Below are 19,538 nucleotides of genomic sequence, written 5' to 3' on the forward strand. Positions count from 1 at the left end.
GGCTGCATTCATTTCTGGGGTTTTACCGCAGGATCGGCGATCCCGGGCGGCAGGCGATTCAGCAGCCAGCGGATCGCCAGCGGAACCAGCACCAGGTCGTCGGTTATGCCGATAACGGGCAGGATGTCGGGGATGAGATCAATCGGTGAGAACAGGTAGAGCGCAATCGCCGCTGTACCCCATTTCAGCCAGGCGGGCGCTTGGGGGTGGCGCAGGGCCGTCCACAGCCGCCGTGCATCGCCGCGTACCAGGACCCAGAGCAAAGTCAGGCGTTTGAACATGAATACTCCTTGGGTGAAGAAGGTGCAAGCCCGGCGGGCCGCTGGCATCCAGATGGTGCTGCTTGCCTGGGCTGCAAGGGACCTGACAGGGCGTTACATTCGCGGCGGCGTGCGGCTTGTTCTTTCTTGCTCCTTCCCCCTTTGGGGGAAGGTTGGGATGGGGGCCCGCGGCGTTTGATCACACCGCAGCTTTGGATTGGAGGCCGGTAGCCCCCATCCCTGCCTTCCCCCAGCGGGGGAAGGAGTGAGAGGAAGTCAGTGCGCCAGATCCGCCACCAGCTTGTTGGCCGCCTGGACAGCCTCATCGCGTGTGGGCCAGGTCCTCTTGCTCCTTCCCCCTTTGGGGGAAGGTTGGGATGGGGGCCCGCGGCGTTTGATCACACCGCAGCTTTGGATTGGAGGCCGGTAGCCCCCATCCCTGCCTTCCCCCAGCGGGGGAAGGAGTGAGAGGAAGTCAGTGCGCCAGATCCGCCACCAGCTTGTTGGCCGCCTGGACAGCCTCATCGCGTGTGGGCCAGGTCCTGTCGTCGCTGTCGTGCAAGGGCGGCAGCGACTCAATATGCACCACGTCGATGTACCAGGGACCGTCGGGGAGATGGCGCAGCCTGGCCATGTAGTGCCTGCCGTTCGCGACGCCGGGGACGTATTCCTCGATCGGTTCCGGCTCTTCCGCTTCTTCGGCTTCTTCTGGTTCTGGGTTCATCGGGTTTCTTTCTTTCCAAATCCCGATTATCCGCAAAGGGTGCGGCTAATCCTTGATATCCACCTTGAGCGCCGCGAGCTTTTTGGCATAGGCATCCCGGCGTTTGGCGGCTTTTTCCGCGGTCTCGACGGCCATCTGGATTGCCTTGGGGCCTTTGGCTGCAACGGTTTTGATCAAGCCGAATTTGTAGGCAGCCTCTGCCTCCGCCTTCCGGTAAGTGGCGATGAGCTCGGCGTGGGCAATGGATGAATTCATGAAATAGCTCTTGATTGGTTCTACTGGTGACCTGCACTTAGGGTTTAAAACGCAACTCTACCGCGCCGACTCCCGCTATGTCACCACGCACGGTCGCATCCATGGGAGCGTTGAGCAGGCCGGTACAGGACCCGGTGGTCACGATCTGGCCTGCACTCAGCGGCTGGCCGCGTTCGGCACAGTGCAGCGCCAGCCACGATAGCAGGCGCCAGACGTCTTGCGCCGGATTGCCGCCGATGGTATGGGCCGCGGATGTTGAACCAAAACTCAGGGATGCCTCTACCGTGCGCAGGTCAACTCGCGCGGGCACCAGCGCCGACGGGTTGCCCAGCACTAGGGCGCCGTGGCATTGCAGGTCGGCCAGTTGGGCCAGCGGGTCGGCGATGTGCCCCTCCAGCAGCCGGCTTTCCACGACTTCCATCACCGGCAGCACCGCATCAAAGGCGTCGGCCAGTTCGGCGGGAGCCAGCAGCTTGCCTTGAGGGTCCAGATCCCGGCCCAGCCGGAAGGCGACTTCGACCTCGACACAGCGCCATCGCCAGGCGGGGCCTCTGAGTGTGACGCCCGAGGCGTGGATGCCTGATGCGGGAAGCGGTGCGCAATGCGGTTCGGCCTGCGAATTTTTGGCGCCTACCTTCCAGCCGGCGATGGGGCCAATGGCGGCGAGCGTCGCGTCCTGGATCGCGTAGGCGCCGGCGCGGTCAGCGGGGACGATGCCGCGCCAGGGTACGGGGGGACCGCCGGTTCGGGCGGCGATCAGTTGTTGCGCGGCTTGTTGGGGATTCATGCGGATCGCTGTCTGATTTCTTCAAGGTAAAAGTGACGTTTTGCACTTTTACCTTGAAGATTCGAGCGTGGCGCCGGCCCTATCGAAGAGCCCTAAAACCAGTCGCGGCCGGCCGGCCCGGCAGCGACAGTTGCGCAGAGACCTCGGGCGTCTGCGCCAGCAGCGTTCCCTTCTTCCATACCTTCAAGCGATTCGCCCGCAAGCGTATCGCCTCCACCGCATCCCGCGCCTGCAGCAGCACAAAACTCGCATCGCAACCCACGTCCAGGCCGTAGCCCTGCAGGTGCATGACCTTGGCGGCATTGACCGTCACCGCGTCAAAACACTGGCGTATGCCTTTCTGGCTGGTCATCTGCGCCACGTGCAGGCCCATGTGGGCGACTTCCAGCATGTCGGCGCTGCCCATGCCGTACCAGGGGTCCATCACGCAGTCGTGGCCGAAGGCGACGTTGACGCCGGCGGCCATGAGTTCGGGCACGCGGGTCATGCCGCGGCGTTTGGGGTAGCTGTCGTGGCGGCCCTGCAGGGTGATGTTGATCAGGGGGTTGGCGATTACGCTGACGCCGCTTTCGGCGATCAGGGGCAGCAGCTTGGAGACGTAGTAGTTGTCCATGCTGTGCATCGAGGTGCAATGGCTGCCGTTGGCGCGGCCTTGCAGGCCGAGGCGCTGGGTTTCATACGCCAGGGTTTCGATGTGGCGCGACAGCGGGTCGTCGGATTCGTCGCAGTGCATGTCGACCAGCAGGCCGCGCTCGGCGGCGATCTCGCAGAGCAGCTTGACGCTGGCGGCGCCGTCGGCCATGGTGCGTTCAAAGTGAGGGATACCGCCGACCACGTCCACGCCTTTGTCGAGTGCACGCTTGAGGTTGTCGACGCCGCCTGGCGTTCGCAGCACGCCATCCTGCGGGAAGGCGACCAGTTGCAGGTCGATATAAGGCGCGACCTGTTTCTTCACCTCCAGCAGGGCGTCGACCGCCAGCAGGCTGGCATCGCTGGTGTCGACGTGGCTGCGGATGGCCAGCAGGCCTTTGGCGACGGCCCAGTCGCAGTAGGCGAGGGCGCGTTCGATGATGGCCTCGGCCTTGAGCAGCGGTTTGAGCTCTCCCCACAAGGCGATGCCTTCGAGCAGCGTGCCGCTTTCATTGACGCGCGGCAGGCCGTAGCTCAGCGTGGCGTCCATGTGGAAGTGGGGGTCTACGAAGGGTGGGCTGAGCAGGTAACCGCCGGCGTCCAGGGTTTCCTTGGCGGGTGCCTGCAGGCCTGCCTGGACGGCGGTGATATTGCCGTTTTGCACGGCGACGGACATGTTGCCGCGGCCGTCGGGCAGGGTGGCGTGGGTGATGAGGAGGTCGAGCATGGCAGTGGGCCTTGTGTGGGGTGTCAGCGAGCGCGCTGCGCACGGTAGCGGTACTGGCCGGTGGCGGGGCCGACTTCGATGGTGATGCGGCGCAGCTTGTCGTCATGCCCCGAGGCGGCGCGCGCCGTGAGCACGATGCCGCTCGTCGTTGCGCGGCAAGTGAGGCCGCTGAGCGCGATCTCCGAATGGTCGTTGTTCATCTCCGTAATCCCCACCGTGTGCTCGGCATGCAGGCTGCCGTTGGCGTCGCGTGTCATCCACTGAACATACAGAAAGGATTGTGCGTACTGGTCGGCGTGCAGAACGCGATAGGTGCCCTGCTTGTCATTGCCCCATGTCCCGCACATCTGTACCCAGCTGACGGCGTCGGGTGTCTTGAAGGTGTCGTAGCTGTAGTTGCTGCCGAGTGCTTGCACGTTGGCGCAGGCCAGCGCCAGCAAGGCCGCCAGCAGCGCACCTGGTGGGGTCCTTGTCATGAGCGTTGACCCTTGCGATACGGCTTCATCAAGGCGTGGGTGACGAGGAGGTCTAACATGGCGTGGGCCTTTCAGCTGCGATTTTGCGGGTTCGCGGCCCAGTGTGCACGAGACAGGCGGTACACACAGCAGCGGCGTTCCAGGCTGTCCGTGGGATAAGCCCAGTGGTCGAATTCGTCCGCAGGGCTTTCCTGCATGCCCAGGCGCTGCATGACGGCGCGCGAGCGGGTGTTGCGCAGCGTCGTCATCGCGACGATCTCTTCCAGGCCCAGGGATTCGAAGCCGGCACGCAAGGCCATACGGCCTGCCTCGCTGGCCAGGCCCAGGCCCCAGAAACGCCGCGAGAGCCGCCAGCCCACTTCCACACAAGGGCCGATCGGAAACTGCGGGTCTGGAATGTTGAGGCCGGTGAAACCGGCGAATTGCGGCGCCGGCGCGCCTTCGGCGAGGTAGTCCAGGGCCCAAAGTCCCCAGCCGCGCTCGCTGATCTTGCGGCTCATGCGGTCTATCCAGGCGTCGCTTTGCTCACGCGTGAGCACCGCCGGAAAGTGGCGCATGACCTCGGTATCGGCCGTCATGGCGGCAAACGGTTCGCGGTCGGCGTCCTGCCACGGGCGCAGCCGCAGGCGCGGGCTGGCCAGCAAGGCCGGTGCGATGGCGGCGGCGCTGCCGGGTGTCCACGCTATGGGTGCGGCTTCGAGGCCGCCGGCCAGGGCGTCCTGCAGGAGTTGCCGCTCCGCTTGTTTGCGGGCGGTTTTTTCGTTGAGGAAGGCCGGGTCGGCGCTTTCCGGCTGGCGGCTGCGCATCAGTGGGCACTCTTTCGGTTCGCAACGTTCTGGGCAGCGCGGCCATCGGGAAAACTGGCGTTGCGGAGGATCAAGTCAGGTTGGGTCATCGGTGGCTCCGGTCGGAAGACCTAGCTGGGACTTTATGGCATTCCTGAATGATTCGGACTGAAAGAGCGTTATTGTTTCCTGTTGCAACTGTTGTGCGTCCTTTGCCCATCCAGTCAATCGAGCATGAGCCGTTTTAATGGTGGCGCAGCTCTCGTCCAGATAGATAGACGCGGCGTTGCAACCCTCAACGCTAAAAAGATCGAATCGCTCCATGAAGTGATGGACGAGCCCATTGCGTAATTCAATCAATTGCTTTAACTCTGCCAGTATGAGCGCGCCGTCTTCCGGGCTAAATTGAAAGCCGATACGGACGCGCACGCAGAGCTTGTCGGCAGGGAGTTCGACATCTTCAAAGGGCGTTGTTCGGATCAGCGACTTGGATGCCTCGGTGACAAGGCCGCCCAAGGTCATTGATTTGACCTTCCCGGATCGCTGTTCTCTTTGAGTTACCGCTGTATCAGTCGGGCCAATATATTCCGAGTGAATGATTAGATCTTTCAGCAGTAGCTCATATTGCTGGAGCTGCAGCACAGCCAGCCCGAACTGGCGCAGCACGACTTGTCGTGACTGGGCTACGGCCTCATCCGGTTGGGAATTTGTGGTTTCCGATTCCATGAAGTCAGAATCTTTGAGGCTACCCATGGTGCATGTTTATCAGCGCTCTCCCTTGCGATACGGTTTCATCAGCGCCTGAGGATACGCCGCCTTGCGCGCCACCAGCACCAGCGCGAGGATGGACAGCAGGTAGGGCAGCATCAAATACACCTGATAAGGCACGTTGACCAGGCCCGAGGTCTGCAGGCGCAGCTGCAGCGCGTCGAAAAACGCGAACAGCAGGGCGCCCAGCAGCGCCTTGCCGGGCCGCCAGGAGGCGAACACCACCAGGGCCACACAGACCCAGCCGCGGCCGTTGACCATGTTGAAGAAAAAGGCGTTGAAGGCCGAGAGCGTGAGGAAGGAGCCGGCCACGCCCATGAGGGCCGAGCCTGCGACGATGGCCGTGGTGCGCGTGGCCGCGACGGAGACGCCCTGGCCTTCGGCGGCCTGCGGGTTCTCGCCGACCATGCGTATCGCCAGGCCGGCCGGCGTGCGGTACAGCAGCCAGGCGACCAGCGGCACCAGGGCCAGGGCCAGCAAGGTGAGCGGGGTCTGCGCGGCCAGGATGTCCAGACCCGTGCCGTCCAGCCAGTGCATGGGCGCGAAGGGCGTGACCGTGGGCGGCGTGTCGACCTTGGGGAAACTCACACGGTAGCCGTAGTAGCTGAGCGAGGTGGCCAGCAGGGTGATGCCCAGGCCGGCGACGTGCTGCGACAGCGCCAGGCCCACGGTGAGGAAGGCGTGCAGCAGCCCGAAGATGGCGCCGGTCAGCGCCGCCACGGCCACGCCCAGCCACAGCGGCGCGCCAGCGTACACGGCCAGCCAGCCGCTGAAGGCGCCCGCGACCATGATGCCCTCGATGCCGAGGTTGAGCACGCCGGCGCGCTCGCAGAGCAGCACGCCCAGGGTGCCGAGAATCAGCGGGGTGGCGATGCGTAATACCGCGATCCAGAAGGGGGCGGCTGTGAGGATGTCCAGAAGGTCAGACATGGCAGGCCTCCGTGGGTAAACTCCCTCCCCCGCTGGGGGAGGGCAGGGGTGGGGGCCGGCTGCGGTGTTGAGGCCGTCGGCCCCCATCCCAGCCTTCCCCCAGCGGGGGAAGGAGTGAATACAAAAGCGGATGCGAGGGTTTCATTTGATCCGCACCCTGTACTGCGTCATCAAGGTCGCCACCAGCACCGAAATCAGCGAAGCCGCGACGATCACGTCGGCGATATAGGTGGGCACGCCGACCGCGCGGCTCATGGTGTCGGCGCCTACCAGCACACCGGCCACAAACACGGCGGCAGCGACCACGCCCAGCGGATTGAGGGCGGCCAGCATGGCGATGACGATGCCGGTGTAGCCGTAGCCGGGTGACATGTCCAGCGTCACGTAGCTGGTGCGGCCGGCCACCTCGATGGCGCCGGCCAGGCCCGCGAGTGCGCCCGAGAGCAGGGCGACCAGCACCACGGTGCGCGTGACGGGCACGCCGGCAAAAGCCGCCGCCCGGGTGTTGGCACCCATGGCGCGTATGTCAAAACCCAGCACCGTGTATTTGAGCAAGGCCCACAGCGCCACAGCCAGGCCGCAGGCCCAGAACAGGCCGGTGTGTATGCGCGTCTGCTCGATCAGCTTGGACAGCTCCAGGTCTCCCAGCAGCGCCACGCTTTGCGGCCAGCCCATGGCGGTCGGGTCTTTCATGGGGCCGTCCAGCATGGCCGAGACAAACAGCAGCATCACAAAATTAAGCAGCAGGGTGGTGACGACCTCGTCGACACCCAGCCGCGCTTTCAGCAGCGCCGGCCCCAGCAGCAGCAGGGCGCCGGCCAGTGCGGCGGCCAGCATCATGAGGCTGAACAGCAGCCAGACGGGCAGCTCAAAACCGGTGCCGCCATGCAGGCCGCCCACGGCCACGGCGGCCAGCGCGCCGGCATAAAGCTGGCCTTCGGCACCTATGTTGAAGAGCCGCGCCTTGAAGGCCACGGTGGCGGCCAGGCCGGTCAGGATCAGCGGGATGGCGCGGGTCAGGGTCTCGCTGAGCGCGAAGACCGAACCAAAGCCGCCCTTGAACAACAGGCTGTAGGTCTGCCCCAGCGGCGCGCCGGCCCACAGCACCAGCAGCGCGCTGACGAGCAGCGTGAAGGCGATCGCGCCTATGGGGGCCAGCAGCAGGGCGGCTTTCGAGACCTCGGTGCGCTTTTCCAGCCTCATGCCGGCACCTCGTGTGCTTCAGCCCCTGCCATCGCAAGGCCTATCGCCTCCCGCGTCCAGGCTTCGCCCGGCAAGGCCTCGGTGAGCCGGCCCGCGTGCATGACCGCGACCCTGTCGCCCAGCGCGATGACTTCGTCGAGGTCGTCGGAGATCACCAGCACGGCCGCGCCGGCATCGCGCGCGGCGATCAGCTGCTGCTGGACATAGGCGACTGCGCCTATGTCCAGGCCCCAGGTCGGCTGGTGGGCGATGATCAGTTGGGGTGGCTTCAGAGCGGCTTCTGTCGAAGGAGAAACCAGCGCTCGCCCAAGGATCAGCTTCTGCATATTGCCGCCCGACAGCGAACGTGCGGCCGTGTGCGGCCCGCCACCGCGCACGTCGAACTCGCGCACGATGCGCGCCGCGTGGGCTTGCGCGGCCTGGCGTTTGACCCACAGCGCGTTCGAAAACGCCGGGCTGCGCAGGCGCTCGGACACGGCGTTTTCCCAGACGCTGAGGTCGCCGACCACACCGACGCCATGCCGGTCTTCGGGGATGCGCGCCACGCCTTGCGTGACCAGCCAGGCCGGCGAGGCTTTGAAGGGCTGGCCCAGCAAGCTCACCGTGCCCTGGCTGGCTTCGCGCATGCCGCACAGCAGCTCGGCCAGTGCGAGCTGGCCGTTGCCCGAGACGCCGGCAATCGCGACGATCTCGCCGGCCCTGAGCTGTAGCGAGACACTGTCCAGCCGGTCGCGTCCCGCGTCCGCCGTGCTCACGGCCTCCAGCGTGCAGACGGCCGCGCCCGTGGCCGGCGCGGGCCGGCGCCGCGCGGCCGCGACGGCATGGCCGACCATCCACTGCGCAAGCTGGGCCTGGCTGGTACCGGCGGCGGGCGCCTGGGCCACCAGCTTGCCGGCGCGCAGCACGGCCACGCGCTGCGAGACACGCAGCACCTCGGCCAGCTTGTGGCTGATGAAGATGATGGACAGCCCCTGGGCGACCATCTGGCCCAGGGTGTCGAACAGGGCCTCGCTCTCTTGCGGCGTCAGCACGGCCGTGGGTTCGTCGAGGATCAGGATGCGCGCGCCGCGGTACAGCGCTTTGAGGATTTCGACGCGCTGGCGCTCGCCGACCGAGAGGCTGCCGACCTTGGCCTCGGGCGCCACCGGCAGGCCGAAGCGCCGGGCGACTTCCAGCAGCTTCGCGCGCGCGGCGCCGCGCCGCGAAAACGGCTGCCACAGCGGTTCGCTGCCCATCATCACGTTGTCGAGCACGCTGAGGTTGTCGGCCAGCGTGAAGTGCTGGTGCACCATGCCGATGCCGGCCTCGAGTGCCGCACGCGGGTTGCCGGGCGGCAGCGGCCGGCCGAAGGCTTCGATGCTGCCTTCGTCGGCCGTGTAGTGGCCGAACAGGATGGACACCAGCGTGGACTTGCCCGCGCCGTTTTCGCCGAGCAGCGCGAGGATTTCACCGGCGCGCAGGTCCAGCGAGATCGCGTCGTTGGCGAGCAGCAGGCCGAAGCGTTTGGTGATGCTGTTGAGGCGGAGGACGGGGGTGGTGCTCACGGTTTTACTCCTTCCCCCGCTGGGGGAAGGCTGGGATGGGGGCCTGCGGCGTGTGAGGTTGCACCGTGTGTGTTTGCAGGCCGCTGGCCCTCACCCCCACCCTCTCCCAGGGGGAGAGGGTGTGAAGAAGATAGCTTGCCGCAGAAGGCCTGAATCGCGAGCGCGGCGGGTGCCGCCGAGGCCTGCAAAAGGCAATGCGGGCCGTCAAGCCTGACGATTTCCATGGACGGGAGGTTTTGCTTCAAAGATTCAGCCGCCGAGCCTGGAACCACCCTGTCCTGTTTGGCCTGCAGGTACATCACCGGCACTTGGATCTGTTTGAGCTTGTCCCGCACATCCACCCGGAGAACTTCCTGCATTCGCCTGATCATGGTTTGCGGTGACAGCTGCCGCAGCGCCTGTTCCAGCATGAGCCTGCGCGCGGAGGGCGCAAATCCGCCAAGCAGAAAAGGGGCGACGACACGGGTCAGCGCATGCGGCGGGATTCTCCGGAACAGGGGGTTGTCGGCCATGGAGGAGAGAAAGGCCAGGGCAGGGCGGGGAGTTTTTGCGAAGGTGCAGGACAGGATGAGCCCACGCAAGCCGGTCGGCTGCTCGGCTGCAATGGAGATGGCCAGGGGCCCGGAAAAGGATTCGCCCAGCAAGACGAAGGGCGCTGTCGTCAGGCGCGCCAGGACGAGCTTCTGGAGTTCCTCATAGCCCAGCGCCTCATGCCCCGGGTAGCGTACGACCTCGACCGGCAAGGATGGCGGCAGCGCCTTGAGCAAAGGGCTCAACAGATCCCCCGTGCCATCCATTCCCGGCAGCAGGACGAGCCGCAACGGCGCCATCGCTACTTCCACTCGGACAGAAATGCCAGCAGCACCTTGGCCGAGTTGTCCGCCGCGATATTCATGAAGGTCACCATCTCATTGGCGCCTTCGCCGCCGCCGGCCAGGTCGCTGAGGGAGCGAAACGCGATGTAAGGCACGCCGTTGCTGTAGGCCACCATGCCGACGGCGGCGGTTTCCATGTCGAGCACATGGGCGCCGAAGGTCTTGAAGGTGTACTCGCGGAAGGCGGCGTTGTCGACAAAGGCCTGGCCGGAGACGCCGTTGCCGCCGACCAGGAGTTGCGGCTTGTGCGTCAGGCAGACGCCGGCATTGCAGGACTCCAGTGCGATAGGGCCCAGGCCGCGCGCCACGGCCAGCATGCGCGGGTCGACCTCGAACCAGAACTTGCGCACCGGCGCCGGACTGGCTGCCGTGCGGGTCTCGACGGGGCGCGGGTGCAGCATGCCGTAGGGCGCCAGCGTCTGGGCCTCCATGCGCGGCGGGATGGTGAATTTACCGGGCGCGGTTTCGCGCGCCATCAGCACCTCGAGGTACTGGCCCCACTGGGCCGGCACGCTGACGTCGCCGATGTGCAGGCCGGGGTTGACGCCGCCGGCAATGCCGCTGAAGACGATGCTGTGGATGTTGAAGCGGTCCAGCGCCAGCTGCGTGTTCATGGACGCATTGACCATGCTGATGCCGGAGAGGAACAGCACGACCGGCTTGCCCTGCAGCGTACCGGTGTGGAAGTCGACGCCGTTGATGCGGTGGCGGGCGGGCGCCTGCAGCTGCCGCAGCAGCAAGGTGAGTTCGGGCTCGAAGGCCGACATCACGGCGATGCGCGGTGTGTCGTCCAGCCGCACCGGTGTGCCGGTGGCGGGCCGGGTGGCGCAGCCGGCCAGGCTCAGCGCCAGAAAACCGGCGATGACAAAAGCCGCCAGCCGGGACGAAAAGATGCGCCGCCAGTCAAACTGAAAATGCATACGGCGCGCCTTTCGGGTTCAGCGATTATTTGGTCGTGGACTTGGGCTGGTTGTCGTCGACCTTGATGGTGACCTTGCCGTCGAGGATGTCTTTTTCCTTGGCCTTGACCTTGGCGACGATGTCGGCGGGGATCTTCTTCTCGAAGGTGCCCAGCGGGGCGAGTTCGGAGCCCTTGTGTTTCATCATGGAATAGGGGCCGTAGTCCTCGGCCTTGAACTTGCCTTCCTTGACCAGCTTGATGGCGCGGTCGATGCTGGGCTCCATGTTCCACAGGGCCGAGGCGACCACGGTGTCGGGGTATTTGTCCTGGGTGTTGATGACGTTGCCGATGGCGAGCTTGCCTTTTTCCTTGGCGGCATCGCTCACGCCGAAGCGCTCGGCGTACATCACGTCCGCCCCCTTGTCGATCATCGCGAAAGCCGCTTCCTTGGCCTTGGGTGGGTCAAACCAGCTGTTGATGAAGCTCACGCTGAACTCGACCTTGGGGTTGGTTTCTTTCGCGCCGGCCATGAAGGCGTTCATCAGGCGGTTCACCTCGGGAATCGGGAAGCCGCCGACCATGCCAATTTTGTTGGTCTTGGTGACACCGCCGGCGATCATGCCGCTCAGGTAAGCGGGCTCCTGGATGTAGTTGTCGAACACCGAAAAGTTGGGTGCCTGCGGTTTGCCCGAGGAGCCCATCAGGAAAGACACTTTCGGGAAATCCTTGGCAACCTTGCGGGCCGCGGCCTCGACGGCGAAAGCCTCGCCGACGATCAGCGTGTTGCCGGCCGTGGCGTATTCGCGCATCACACGTTCGTAGTCGGCGTTGGAGACGTTTTCGGTGGCCTTGTATTCAATCTCGCCGCGCGCCTCGGCGGCTTTCAGCGCCTTGTGCAGGCGGCTGACCCATTGCTGCTCAAAGGGCACGGTGTACAGCGCGGCGACCTTGGTCTTGGCCTGGGCAAACGCCAGGCCGGGCAGGGCGATGGCGGCGGCGGTGGCCAGCAGCACGAGTTGGCGGCGCTTGAGGCGGGAGGCTTGAAACATGGGACTCTCCGGGTTGGTGGGTTCAGGTTCAGGAAAAACAACGGCAAGAAATCAAGAGATTACCGTTCCCGCTTTTCCAAGCAGGGGCCGCGGAACCGGCTTTGCCGGGCCGCAGGCGCAGCGGCCCCCTCGGGGGGCAGGGAGCTACACGCAGTGAGCGACCGTGGGGGCTCATTTCGTTCCGAAGATGCGGTCGCCTGCGTCGCCGAGGCCCGGAAGGATGTACCCGTGGCTATTCAGTTCACGGTCTATGGCTGCCGTGTAGATCGGCACGTCGGGGTGCGCGGTCTGCAGGGCCTTGATGCCTTCGGGGCAGGTCAGCAGGCAGACGAACTTGATGGACTTGGGGTTCAGTTCCTTGAGCCGCTCGACGGCCGCGATGGCCGAGTTGCCGGTGGCCAGCATGGGGTCGACGACCACGATGTCGCGCTCTTCCATGTCGTGCGGCATCTTGAAGTAGTACTCGACGGCCGTGAGCGTTTTCGGGTCGCGGTACAGGCCGACGTGGCCCACGCGCGCGCCGGGCACCACGCTGAGCATGCCTTCGAGGATGCCGTTGCCGGCGCGCAGGATGGAGACGAACACCAGCTTTTTGCCGTCTATGACCTTTGAGGTGGTTTTTTCGAGCGGGGTTTCGATCTCGATGTCCTGCATGGGCATGTCGCGCGTGACCTCATAGGCCATCAGCATGCTGAGCTCGTTGAGCAGGGTGCGGAAGGTGTTGGTGGAGGCGTCCTTGCGGCGCATCAGGGTGAGCTTGTGCTGCACCAGGGGATGGTCTACCAGGTGGACTTTGTCGTTGCGGAGCGTCATGTGCGTGTGTGCCTCTTTGATCTTGTCTTTGTGGGTTCCGGCAGGCTTCCCGGAAAAACTCAGAAAACCGTGCCGTCGCTTTCGATGTTCAGGGGCGGCAAGCCTTGATGCAATTGCTGTGCCAGCGCGCGCCCCGCGGCCCAGGTGCCGCCTTCGAGCACACAGGCCAGCGGCATCTGTTCAGCGGTCAATCCTAACTGCTCGCGCACCAGCGGCGCGAGTTCGTCCAGCAGGGCCACCGTGAGGGCGCGCCATTCGACGATGAGTTCGTCACCGGCCTGGTGCGGGCGGTCGGCTTCGGCCGGGTCCTTGAGCAGGAGCACGCCGGCGTCCAGGAACAGGCCGCCGTTGCGGTACTCGGGCAGGCCGGTGAGGGCGTCCAGGCCGTTGACCTGCACGCCGGCCCATTCAAAGGGCTCGAGCAGCGAATAGGTGAGCCACTGCGAAAGCTTGTGGAAGGGCATCCAGCCCTGGCTGGGCCCGCCGTCGGCCTCGCCGGCCGCCGGGTGCCGCCAGCAGTCGCCGAGCGGGATGTTGCCCAGCATGTTCTGCGCGGGCCAGATGGACGACAGGCTGGTCAGCAGGACGGACAGCAACTCATGCGCCTCGACGGTGTTTTTGCCGGGCAGCACCAGCACCTCGAACAGGTGGCCGGGGCGGCCGCGCGGGCCGAAGAGCGCGGGCTGGTCCTGCAGGGCCTGGCCCAGTCGGCGCAGCAGCGCGGCGCGGCCTTCAAGGCCTACCAGCGGGTTGCCCTCGGTGACCTGGAAGGCGGCGGCGAGTTGTTCGGCCGTGATGGCCTTGAGGCCCGCGGCATCGGCCTGCAGCGGGTACTGCGGGTCGCTGGAGAACATGCCGCCCATGAAGGCGTGGAAGCTGGCCACGCCCAGGCCTTCGGAGCGGCTGTATTCGCAGCCGGGCCGCTCGCCCTGGGCGGCTTCAAGGTAGCGCCACTGCGGGCCGGCACCGGCGTCGAGCAGCACGCTGACGAGCGCCAGGTCGATCTGGGCGCGCGCGCGCCCGGCCGCCGTGGCCGAGCCCAGTGCTTCACTGAGCACGGCCGGGCGGTCGATGCCGCCGGCCTCAAAGTGCCGCCAGCGCGAGTGGTAGGGAATGTCCAGGGTTGGATAGCGGGCGCGCGTGATCTCGGCGACCAGGGCGGCGGCGGTGGACAGGGCGCCGTCGTTGACGCTGAACCAGGCCGATTCGCCGCGGCGTGCACGCGCCAGCAGGGCGGCGGCGCGCGCGCGTATGGTGGCGGTGGAGCGCAATTCGGCGGCGGCGCCTATGCCGCGCAGGTTGCCGGCAATGGTGTAGGTGGCGTTGGCGGGTGGGTTGGCTTCAGGCATCCAGCCCCCGGCCCTTGGCTTTTTTGAGTTCCTCAGCATCGGGCACGGCACCGGGCGTGAAGTAGCCGGCGGCCATCTTGGCGTCCATCTCGACCTGGGCGTCGGCGGGAATCATGTGGTCGGGGATGTTGACGCGCTCCACGACTTCGATCCCGGCGCGCGTGATGGCGTCGTATTTCATGTTGCTCATGGACACCAGGCGGTGGATTTTCCGGATGCCCAGCCAGTTCAGCACGTCGGGCATGAGCTCCTGGAAGCGCATGTCCTGCACGCCGGCCACACATTCGGTGCGGGCGAAATACTGGTCGGCGGTGTCGCCGCCGACCTGGCGCTTGCGGGCGTTGTAGACCAGGAACTTGGTGACCTCGCCGAGCGCCCGGCCTTCCTTGCGGAAGTAGGACACCAGGCCCACGCCGCCGCGCTGCGCGCCCTGTATGCATTCCTCGATGGCATGCGTGAGGTAGGGGCGGCAGGTGCAGATGTCGGAGCCGAAGACGTCCGAGCCGTTGCATTCGTCGTGCACGCGGGCGGTGAGCTCGATCTCGGGGTTGGCCAGGTCGCGCGGCTTGCCGAAGATGTAGGCGGTGAGGCCGCCTATGGGAGGCAGGAAAACCTCGAGGTCGCTGCGCGTGACGAGTTCGGGGTACATGCCGCCGGTTTCCTCGAACAGCACGCGGCGCAGGTCGGTCTCGCTGCAGCCGAAGCGCCGGGCCACCTCGGGCAGGTACCAGACGGGCTCGACCGCGACCTTGGTGACCACGGCCGCGCCGCCGGCCGTGAGGTATTTGCCGTCGGCCTTGAGGCGGCCGGACTGCAGGGCTTCGATCACCTCGGGCAGGATGACGTGGGCCTGCGTGACCGCGATGGTGGGGCGAATGTCGTAGCCGGCGGCGAGTTCAGCCGCGAAGACGTCGGCCACGGTGGCGCCCCAGGGGTCCATGGCGGCGATGCGGCCGGGTTCGCTCCACTGCGGGTAGGGGCCGATGACGTCGGTGGGCGAGGTGTTGGTGAGGTCGGCCTTGTGTTTGGCCGAGAGCGCGCCCGAGGCGACGGCCAGCGCGCGGTAGACGCTGTAGGAGCCGCTGTGCGTGCCGATGACGTTGCGGTGGCTGCGTTTGGTGGTGGTGCCGACGACGGGCCCGCGTTCGGCCGGGGTGGCCGCGCCCCAGTGGATGGGCAGCGCGCCGGAGCCGCCGGCGTGTGAGGTCAGCCGGATGTGGGAGGCGGGGGAAGCCGGTGAGGCAGGCGGAGCGGGCTGGGAACCGGAAGACGGGGCGGCAACTTCAGCAGGCATTGCGTATCCTTCAAAAAAACCAATGTAGCGATGCGGGGCAGGCTTGACAAGCCTGCCCATGCTGGCGGTCGCCAATTTGCGACAGGCGGTATTGCTCCTTCCCCCGCTGGGGGAAGGCTGGGATGGGGGCCTGCGGCGCTGGATGTTGCACCGCGTGTGTTCAAAGGCCGTCGGCCCTCACCCCCACCCTCTCCCAGGGGGAGAGGGAGAAGGAGGGGGAATTCGCCTCAACGCTTTTTGCCGCCGAAGATGCTGCCCAGCACGCCGCGGATGATCTCGCGGCCCACGGCCGAGCCCATGGTGCGGACGGCGGATTTCGCCATGCTTTGGGCCAGGCCGTCGTGCTTGCCGCCGCGCGGACCGGTTGTGCCGAACAGTACGTCGTTAAGGCCGCCCATGATGCCGCCGGAGTCGCTGGTACCGGCCGCACCGCCCTGGGGCGCCTTGGCGGCTTCGGTGGCCGCCACCTCGGCGCGGCCTTTGATTTTTTCGTAGGCCGATTCCCGGTCCACGGTTTTTTCATAGACGCCGGCGACCAGTGAGCCCTGGAGCAGGGCCTGGCGCTGCGGCGGGGTGATGGGGCCGATCTGGCTGCCGGGCGGCAGCACATAAGCGCGTTCGGTGATGCCGGGCCGGCCCTTGGCGTCGAGCAGGCTCACCAGCGCCTCGCCGACGGCCAGTTCGGTGATGGCGGTTTCGATGTCCAGGCCGGGCTTTTGCCGCATGGTCTGCGCCGTGGCCTTGACGGCCTTCTGGTCGCGCGGCGTGAAGGCGCGCAGCGCGTGTTGCACGCGATTGCCGAGCTGGGCCAGCACCGAATCGGGGATGTCCAGCGGGTTTTGCGTCACGAAGTAGACGCCGACGCCCTTGGAACGCACCAGGCGCACCACCAGTTCGATGCGCTCGACCAGCGCCTTGGGCGCTTCGTTGAAGAGCAAATGCGCCTCGTCGAAGAAAAACACCAGCTTGGGTTTTTCGGGGTCGCCGATTTCGGGGAGCTGCTCGAACAGCTCGGACAGCATCCACAACAGGAAGGTGGCATACAGGCGCGGCGAGTTCATGAGTTTGTCGGCGGCCAGGATGTTGATCACCCCTTTGCCGTCAACGGTTTGCATGAAGTCGCTGATGTTGAGCATGGGCTCGCCGAAGAACTTGTCGCCGCCCTGGCTTTCGACCTGTAGCAGGCCGCGCTGGATGGCGCCCACGCTGGCGGCGCTGACGTTGCCGTACTGGGTGGTGAACTCGCTGGCGTTGTCGCCCACGTACTGCAGCATGGCGCGCAGGTCTTTCAGGTCCAGCAGCAGCATGCCGTTGTCGTCGGCGATCTTGAACACCAGGTTGAGTACGCCTGCCTGGGTCTCGTTAAGGTTGAGCATGCGGCCCAGCAGCAGCGGCCCCATGTCGGAGACGGTGGCGCGCACCGGGTGGCCCTGTTCGCCGAAGACGTCCCACAGCGTGGCCGGGCAGGCCAGCGACTCGGGAATCTCGATGCCGCGCTCCTTGAGGACGGCGGCCATCTTGGCGCCTATGCTGCCGGCCTGGCTGATGCCGGTCAGGTCGCCCTTGACGTCGGCCATGAAGACCGGGACGCCGATTTTCGAGAAATTCTCGGCCAGGGTCTGCAGCGTGACAGTCTTGCCGGTGCCGGTGGCGCCGGTGATCAGGCCGTGGCGGTTGGCCAGGCCGGGCAGCAGTTCACACTGGGTGTCGGCGTTGCAGGCGATGAGCAGGGGGAGGGCGGTGGTTTCGGCCATGGCGGTGTGGAGTGGGTGAAAAAGTAAAATGCGGCTTGTAGATTAAATCAATTAATCCATCAAATAAGGGTTTCCGTCGTGGCTGGTCATAGTAAATGGGCGAATATTCAACACCGCAAGGGCCGCCAGGACGAAAAACGCCAGCGAATCTGGACGCGCGTGATGCGCGAAATCATGGTCGCGGCCCGCATGGGCGGCGGCGACCTGGGCATCAACCCGCGGCTGCGGCTGGCGGTGGACAAGGCCAAAGCGGCCAACATGCCCAGTGAAAACGTCAAATACGGCATCGCCAAGGCCACCGGCAGCCTGGAAGGCGTGCAGTACGAAGAGGTACGCTACGAGGGCTACGGCATAGGCGGCGCGGCCATCATCGTCGACTGCATGACCGACAACAAGGTGCGCACCGTGGCCGAGATCCGCCACGCCTTTTCCAAGCACGGCGGCAACATGGGCACCGAAGGCTCGGTGGCCTTCCAGTTCAAGCACTGCGGCCAGCTGATTTTTGCACCCGGCACCAGCGAGGACAAAATCATGGAAGTGGCGCTGGAGTCCGGCGCCGACGACGTGATCACGCATGAAGACGGCGCCATCGAGGTGCTCACGCCCTACACCGGCTTTGAGGCCGTGCGCAACGCGCTGGAGGCCGCCGGCCTCAAGCCCGAAATCGCCGAAGTCACCATGCGCGCCGACAACACGATCGAGCTCGCCGGCGAGGACGCCCGCAAGATGCAAAAGCTGCTGGACGTGCTGGAAGACCTGGACGACACCCAGGATGTGTTCCACAACGCGGCCCTCGAAAACTGAAGCCCCGAGGTGAGATGATGGACGATTCCGAACGGCTGGCCCGCATTGAAACCCTGTTGCAGGAGGGCAACCGCCTGCGCGGCGAGGCGATCGCGCTGCAGAAGGAATCCCTGGCCGTGCAGAAATCGCTGGTCGAAGAAACCCGCGCCAACATCGAGAAGGCCGGCAAAGTCAACGACCAGGCGCTGGACATGCAGCGCCGCGGCAAGGCGGCCGCCAAGGTCATCTTCGGTATCGTATTTATTCTTGTTGTTTACCTCAGCTATTTGCTGTTTTTTAGATTGAACCTCCCGTGAAAGTTCTTGTTATTGGTGGCGGCGGCCGTGAGCACGCGCTGGCCTGGAAACTGGCCCAGTCCCCGAAAGTCCAGGCGGTCTACGTCGCGCCCGGCAACGGCGGCACGGCGCTCGATTCGCGGCTGGAAAACATCGCGATCACCGACGTGAAGGCGCTGCGCGAATGGGCGGCGGCCGAAAAGATCGCGCTGACCGTGGTCGGCCCCGAGCAGCCGCTGGCCGCCGGCATCGTGGATGAGTTCCGCGCGCACGGCCTGCGGGTCTTCGGCCCGACCAAGGCGGCCGCGCAACTGGAAAGCTCCAAGGCCTTTTCCAAGGCCTTCATGAAGCGCCACGGCATTCCTACGGCTGAATACGAAACCTTTACCGATGCGGCCGCGGCCCACGCCTATGTGGACGAAAAAGGCGCGCCCATCGTCGTCAAGGCCGACGGCCTGGCGGCCGGCAAGGGCGTGGTGGTGGCGATGACGCTGCACGAGGCGCACGAGGCCATCGAATTCATGCTGGCGCCCAACCCCGACTTCAACCCGCTGGGCGTGACGCACAACGAGGGCGGCGCGCGCGTCGTCATCGAAGAGTTCCTGCAGGGCGAGGAGGCCAGCTTCATCGTGATGTGCGACGGCAAGAACGTGGCGGCCATGGCCACCAGCCAGGACCACAAGCGCCTGCTGGACGGCGACGAAGGCCCGAACACCGGCGGCATGGGCGCGTACTCGCCGGCCCCGGTGGTCACGCCCGAAGTGCACGGCCGCGCCATGCGCGAGATCATCCTGCCGACCATCAAGGGCATGGAAAAAGACGGCATTCCCTTCACCGGCTTCCTGTACGCCGGCCTGATGATCGACGCCGAGGGCAAGCCCAAGACACTCGAATTCAACTGCCGCATGGGCGACCCGGAAACCCAGCCCATCATGATGCGGCTCAAGACCGACCTCTATGACGTGATGATGGCGGCCACCTCGGGCGCGCTGGACCAGATCGAGCTCGACTGGGACCGCCGCCCGGCCCTGGGCGTGGTGATGGCCGCGTACGGCTACCCGCTGAACCCGCGCAAGGGCGATGCGATCACGGGATTGACCAAAGGCGGCGAAATGCCCGAGGACGCCATGGTGTTTCATGCCGGCACGCGCAAGGAAGGCGACGCGACGCTGACCTCGGGCGGCCGCGTGCTCTGCGTGACGGCGCTGGGCAGCACGGTGAAAGCCGCGCAGCAGCGCGCCTACGAAGTGGCCAAAGGCATAGGCTTTGACGGCGCGCAGTACCGCAAGGACATCGGCTGGCGCGCGCTCAAGCCCTGATCACCGGACGGGTGCC

Annotated in this window: 21 protein-coding genes; 3 read left to right on the forward strand and 18 right to left on the reverse strand. The window is 65.7% G+C overall.

Annotated elements, in window-relative coordinates:
* Positions 1-8: 8 nt before the first annotated feature.
* The 18 genes from ACSQ27_RS05835 to ACSQ27_RS05920 all read right to left on the reverse strand — a co-directional run bounded on the left by ACSQ27_RS05835 (position 9) and on the right by ACSQ27_RS05920 (position 17,124).
* Positions 9-281 carry a YkvA family protein gene (locus ACSQ27_RS05835; RefSeq protein ID WP_436154516.1) on the reverse strand — a complete coding sequence of 91 codons (273 nt, stop codon included), beginning with the start codon at positions 279-281 and terminating at the stop codon, positions 9-11.
* 454 nt (positions 282-735) lie between these two features.
* Positions 736-984, reverse strand: a complete 249-nt coding sequence (locus ACSQ27_RS05840) for a hypothetical protein (RefSeq protein WP_436154517.1) — start codon at positions 982-984, stop codon at positions 736-738.
* Between the two features lie 45 nt (positions 985-1,029).
* Complete coding sequence (locus ACSQ27_RS05845; protein WP_436154518.1) at positions 1,030-1,239, reverse strand: hypothetical protein; 210 nt, start codon at positions 1,237-1,239, stop codon at positions 1,030-1,032.
* A 37-nt stretch (positions 1,240-1,276) separates the two neighbouring features.
* Positions 1,277-2,026 carry a 2-keto-4-pentenoate hydratase gene (locus ACSQ27_RS05850; RefSeq protein WP_436154519.1) on the reverse strand — a complete coding sequence of 250 codons (750 nt, stop codon included), beginning with the start codon at positions 2,024-2,026 and terminating at the stop codon, positions 1,277-1,279.
* Positions 2,027-2,105: 79 nt separating this feature from the next.
* The gene (locus tag ACSQ27_RS05855) at positions 2,106-3,383 is read right to left on the reverse strand and encodes an amidohydrolase family protein (RefSeq protein ID WP_436154520.1); all 1,278 of its coding nucleotides are present in this window, start codon (positions 3,381-3,383) and stop codon (positions 2,106-2,108) included.
* Between the two features lie 23 nt (positions 3,384-3,406).
* Positions 3,407-3,859, reverse strand: coding sequence for a hypothetical protein (locus tag ACSQ27_RS05860; protein WP_436154521.1), 453 nt, complete (start codon positions 3,857-3,859; stop codon positions 3,407-3,409).
* A 71-nt stretch (positions 3,860-3,930) separates the two neighbouring features.
* Complete coding sequence (locus tag ACSQ27_RS05865) at positions 3,931-4,665, reverse strand: GNAT family N-acetyltransferase (RefSeq protein WP_436154522.1); 735 nt, start codon at positions 4,663-4,665, stop codon at positions 3,931-3,933.
* Between the two features lie 75 nt (positions 4,666-4,740).
* A complete protein-coding gene (locus ACSQ27_RS05870; RefSeq protein ID WP_436154523.1) occupies positions 4,741-5,397 on the reverse strand; it encodes a hypothetical protein in 657 nt (218 codons plus the stop codon).
* A 12-nt stretch (positions 5,398-5,409) separates the two neighbouring features.
* Complete coding sequence (locus tag ACSQ27_RS05875; protein ID WP_436154524.1) at positions 5,410-6,342, reverse strand: ABC transporter permease; 933 nt, start codon at positions 6,340-6,342, stop codon at positions 5,410-5,412.
* 141 nt (positions 6,343-6,483) lie between these two features.
* A complete protein-coding gene (locus tag ACSQ27_RS05880; protein WP_436154525.1) occupies positions 6,484-7,545 on the reverse strand; it encodes an ABC transporter permease in 1,062 nt (353 codons plus the stop codon).
* Positions 7,542-9,089, reverse strand: a complete 1,548-nt coding sequence (locus ACSQ27_RS05885) for an ABC transporter ATP-binding protein (protein WP_436154526.1) — start codon at positions 9,087-9,089, stop codon at positions 7,542-7,544. The genes ACSQ27_RS05880 and ACSQ27_RS05885 overlap by 4 nt, the downstream gene beginning before the upstream one ends.
* Entirely contained in the window at positions 9,086-9,931 is an 846-nt protein-coding gene (locus tag ACSQ27_RS05890) for an alpha/beta fold hydrolase (RefSeq protein WP_436154527.1), read from the reverse strand. The genes ACSQ27_RS05885 and ACSQ27_RS05890 overlap by 4 nt, the downstream gene beginning before the upstream one ends.
* Complete coding sequence (locus tag ACSQ27_RS05895; protein WP_436154528.1) at positions 9,922-10,884, reverse strand: 5'-methylthioadenosine/S-adenosylhomocysteine nucleosidase; 963 nt, start codon at positions 10,882-10,884, stop codon at positions 9,922-9,924. Before ACSQ27_RS05895 ends, ACSQ27_RS05890 begins: the two co-directional genes overlap by 10 nt.
* A gap of 25 nt (positions 10,885-10,909) precedes the next feature.
* Positions 10,910-11,914 (reverse strand): BMP family protein, encoded by a 1,005-nt coding sequence (locus tag ACSQ27_RS05900; protein WP_436154529.1) that lies wholly within the window; start codon positions 11,912-11,914, stop codon positions 10,910-10,912.
* 171 nt (positions 11,915-12,085) lie between these two features.
* Entirely contained in the window at positions 12,086-12,727 is a 642-nt protein-coding gene (upp, locus tag ACSQ27_RS05905) for a uracil phosphoribosyltransferase (protein ID WP_436154530.1), read from the reverse strand.
* Between the two features lie 59 nt (positions 12,728-12,786).
* The gene (locus tag ACSQ27_RS05910; protein ID WP_436154531.1) at positions 12,787-14,076 is read right to left on the reverse strand and encodes a URC4/urg3 family protein; all 1,290 of its coding nucleotides are present in this window, start codon (positions 14,074-14,076) and stop codon (positions 12,787-12,789) included.
* A complete protein-coding gene (locus ACSQ27_RS05915; RefSeq protein ID WP_436154532.1) occupies positions 14,069-15,370 on the reverse strand; it encodes a GTP cyclohydrolase II in 1,302 nt (433 codons plus the stop codon). The genes ACSQ27_RS05910 and ACSQ27_RS05915 overlap by 8 nt, the downstream gene beginning before the upstream one ends.
* Positions 15,371-15,597: 227 nt before the next feature.
* A complete protein-coding gene (locus ACSQ27_RS05920) occupies positions 15,598-17,124 on the reverse strand; it encodes a helicase HerA-like C-terminal domain-containing protein (protein ID WP_436154533.1) in 1,527 nt (508 codons plus the stop codon).
* Between the two features lie 78 nt (positions 17,125-17,202).
* Between ACSQ27_RS05920 and ACSQ27_RS05925 the strand changes: the two genes are divergently transcribed.
* Genes ACSQ27_RS05925 through purD form a run of 3 tightly spaced genes read left to right on the forward strand, consistent with a single transcriptional unit; the run spans position 17,203 to position 19,522 of the window.
* Entirely contained in the window at positions 17,203-17,928 is a 726-nt protein-coding gene (locus ACSQ27_RS05925; RefSeq protein WP_436154534.1) for a YebC/PmpR family DNA-binding transcriptional regulator, read from the forward strand.
* A 14-nt stretch (positions 17,929-17,942) separates the two neighbouring features.
* The gene (locus tag ACSQ27_RS05930) at positions 17,943-18,224 is read left to right on the forward strand and encodes a hypothetical protein (protein WP_436154535.1); all 282 of its coding nucleotides are present in this window, start codon (positions 17,943-17,945) and stop codon (positions 18,222-18,224) included.
* Positions 18,221-19,522, forward strand: coding sequence for a phosphoribosylamine--glycine ligase (gene purD, locus ACSQ27_RS05935; RefSeq protein WP_436154536.1), 1,302 nt, complete (start codon positions 18,221-18,223; stop codon positions 19,520-19,522). The genes ACSQ27_RS05930 and purD overlap by 4 nt, the downstream gene beginning before the upstream one ends.
* Positions 19,523-19,538: the final 16 nt, after the last annotated feature.

Origin of the sequence: Polaromonas sp. LjRoot131, assembly GCF_964252805.1 — a bacterium.
Lineage (GTDB): Bacteria > Pseudomonadota > Gammaproteobacteria > Burkholderiales > Burkholderiaceae_C > Polaromonas.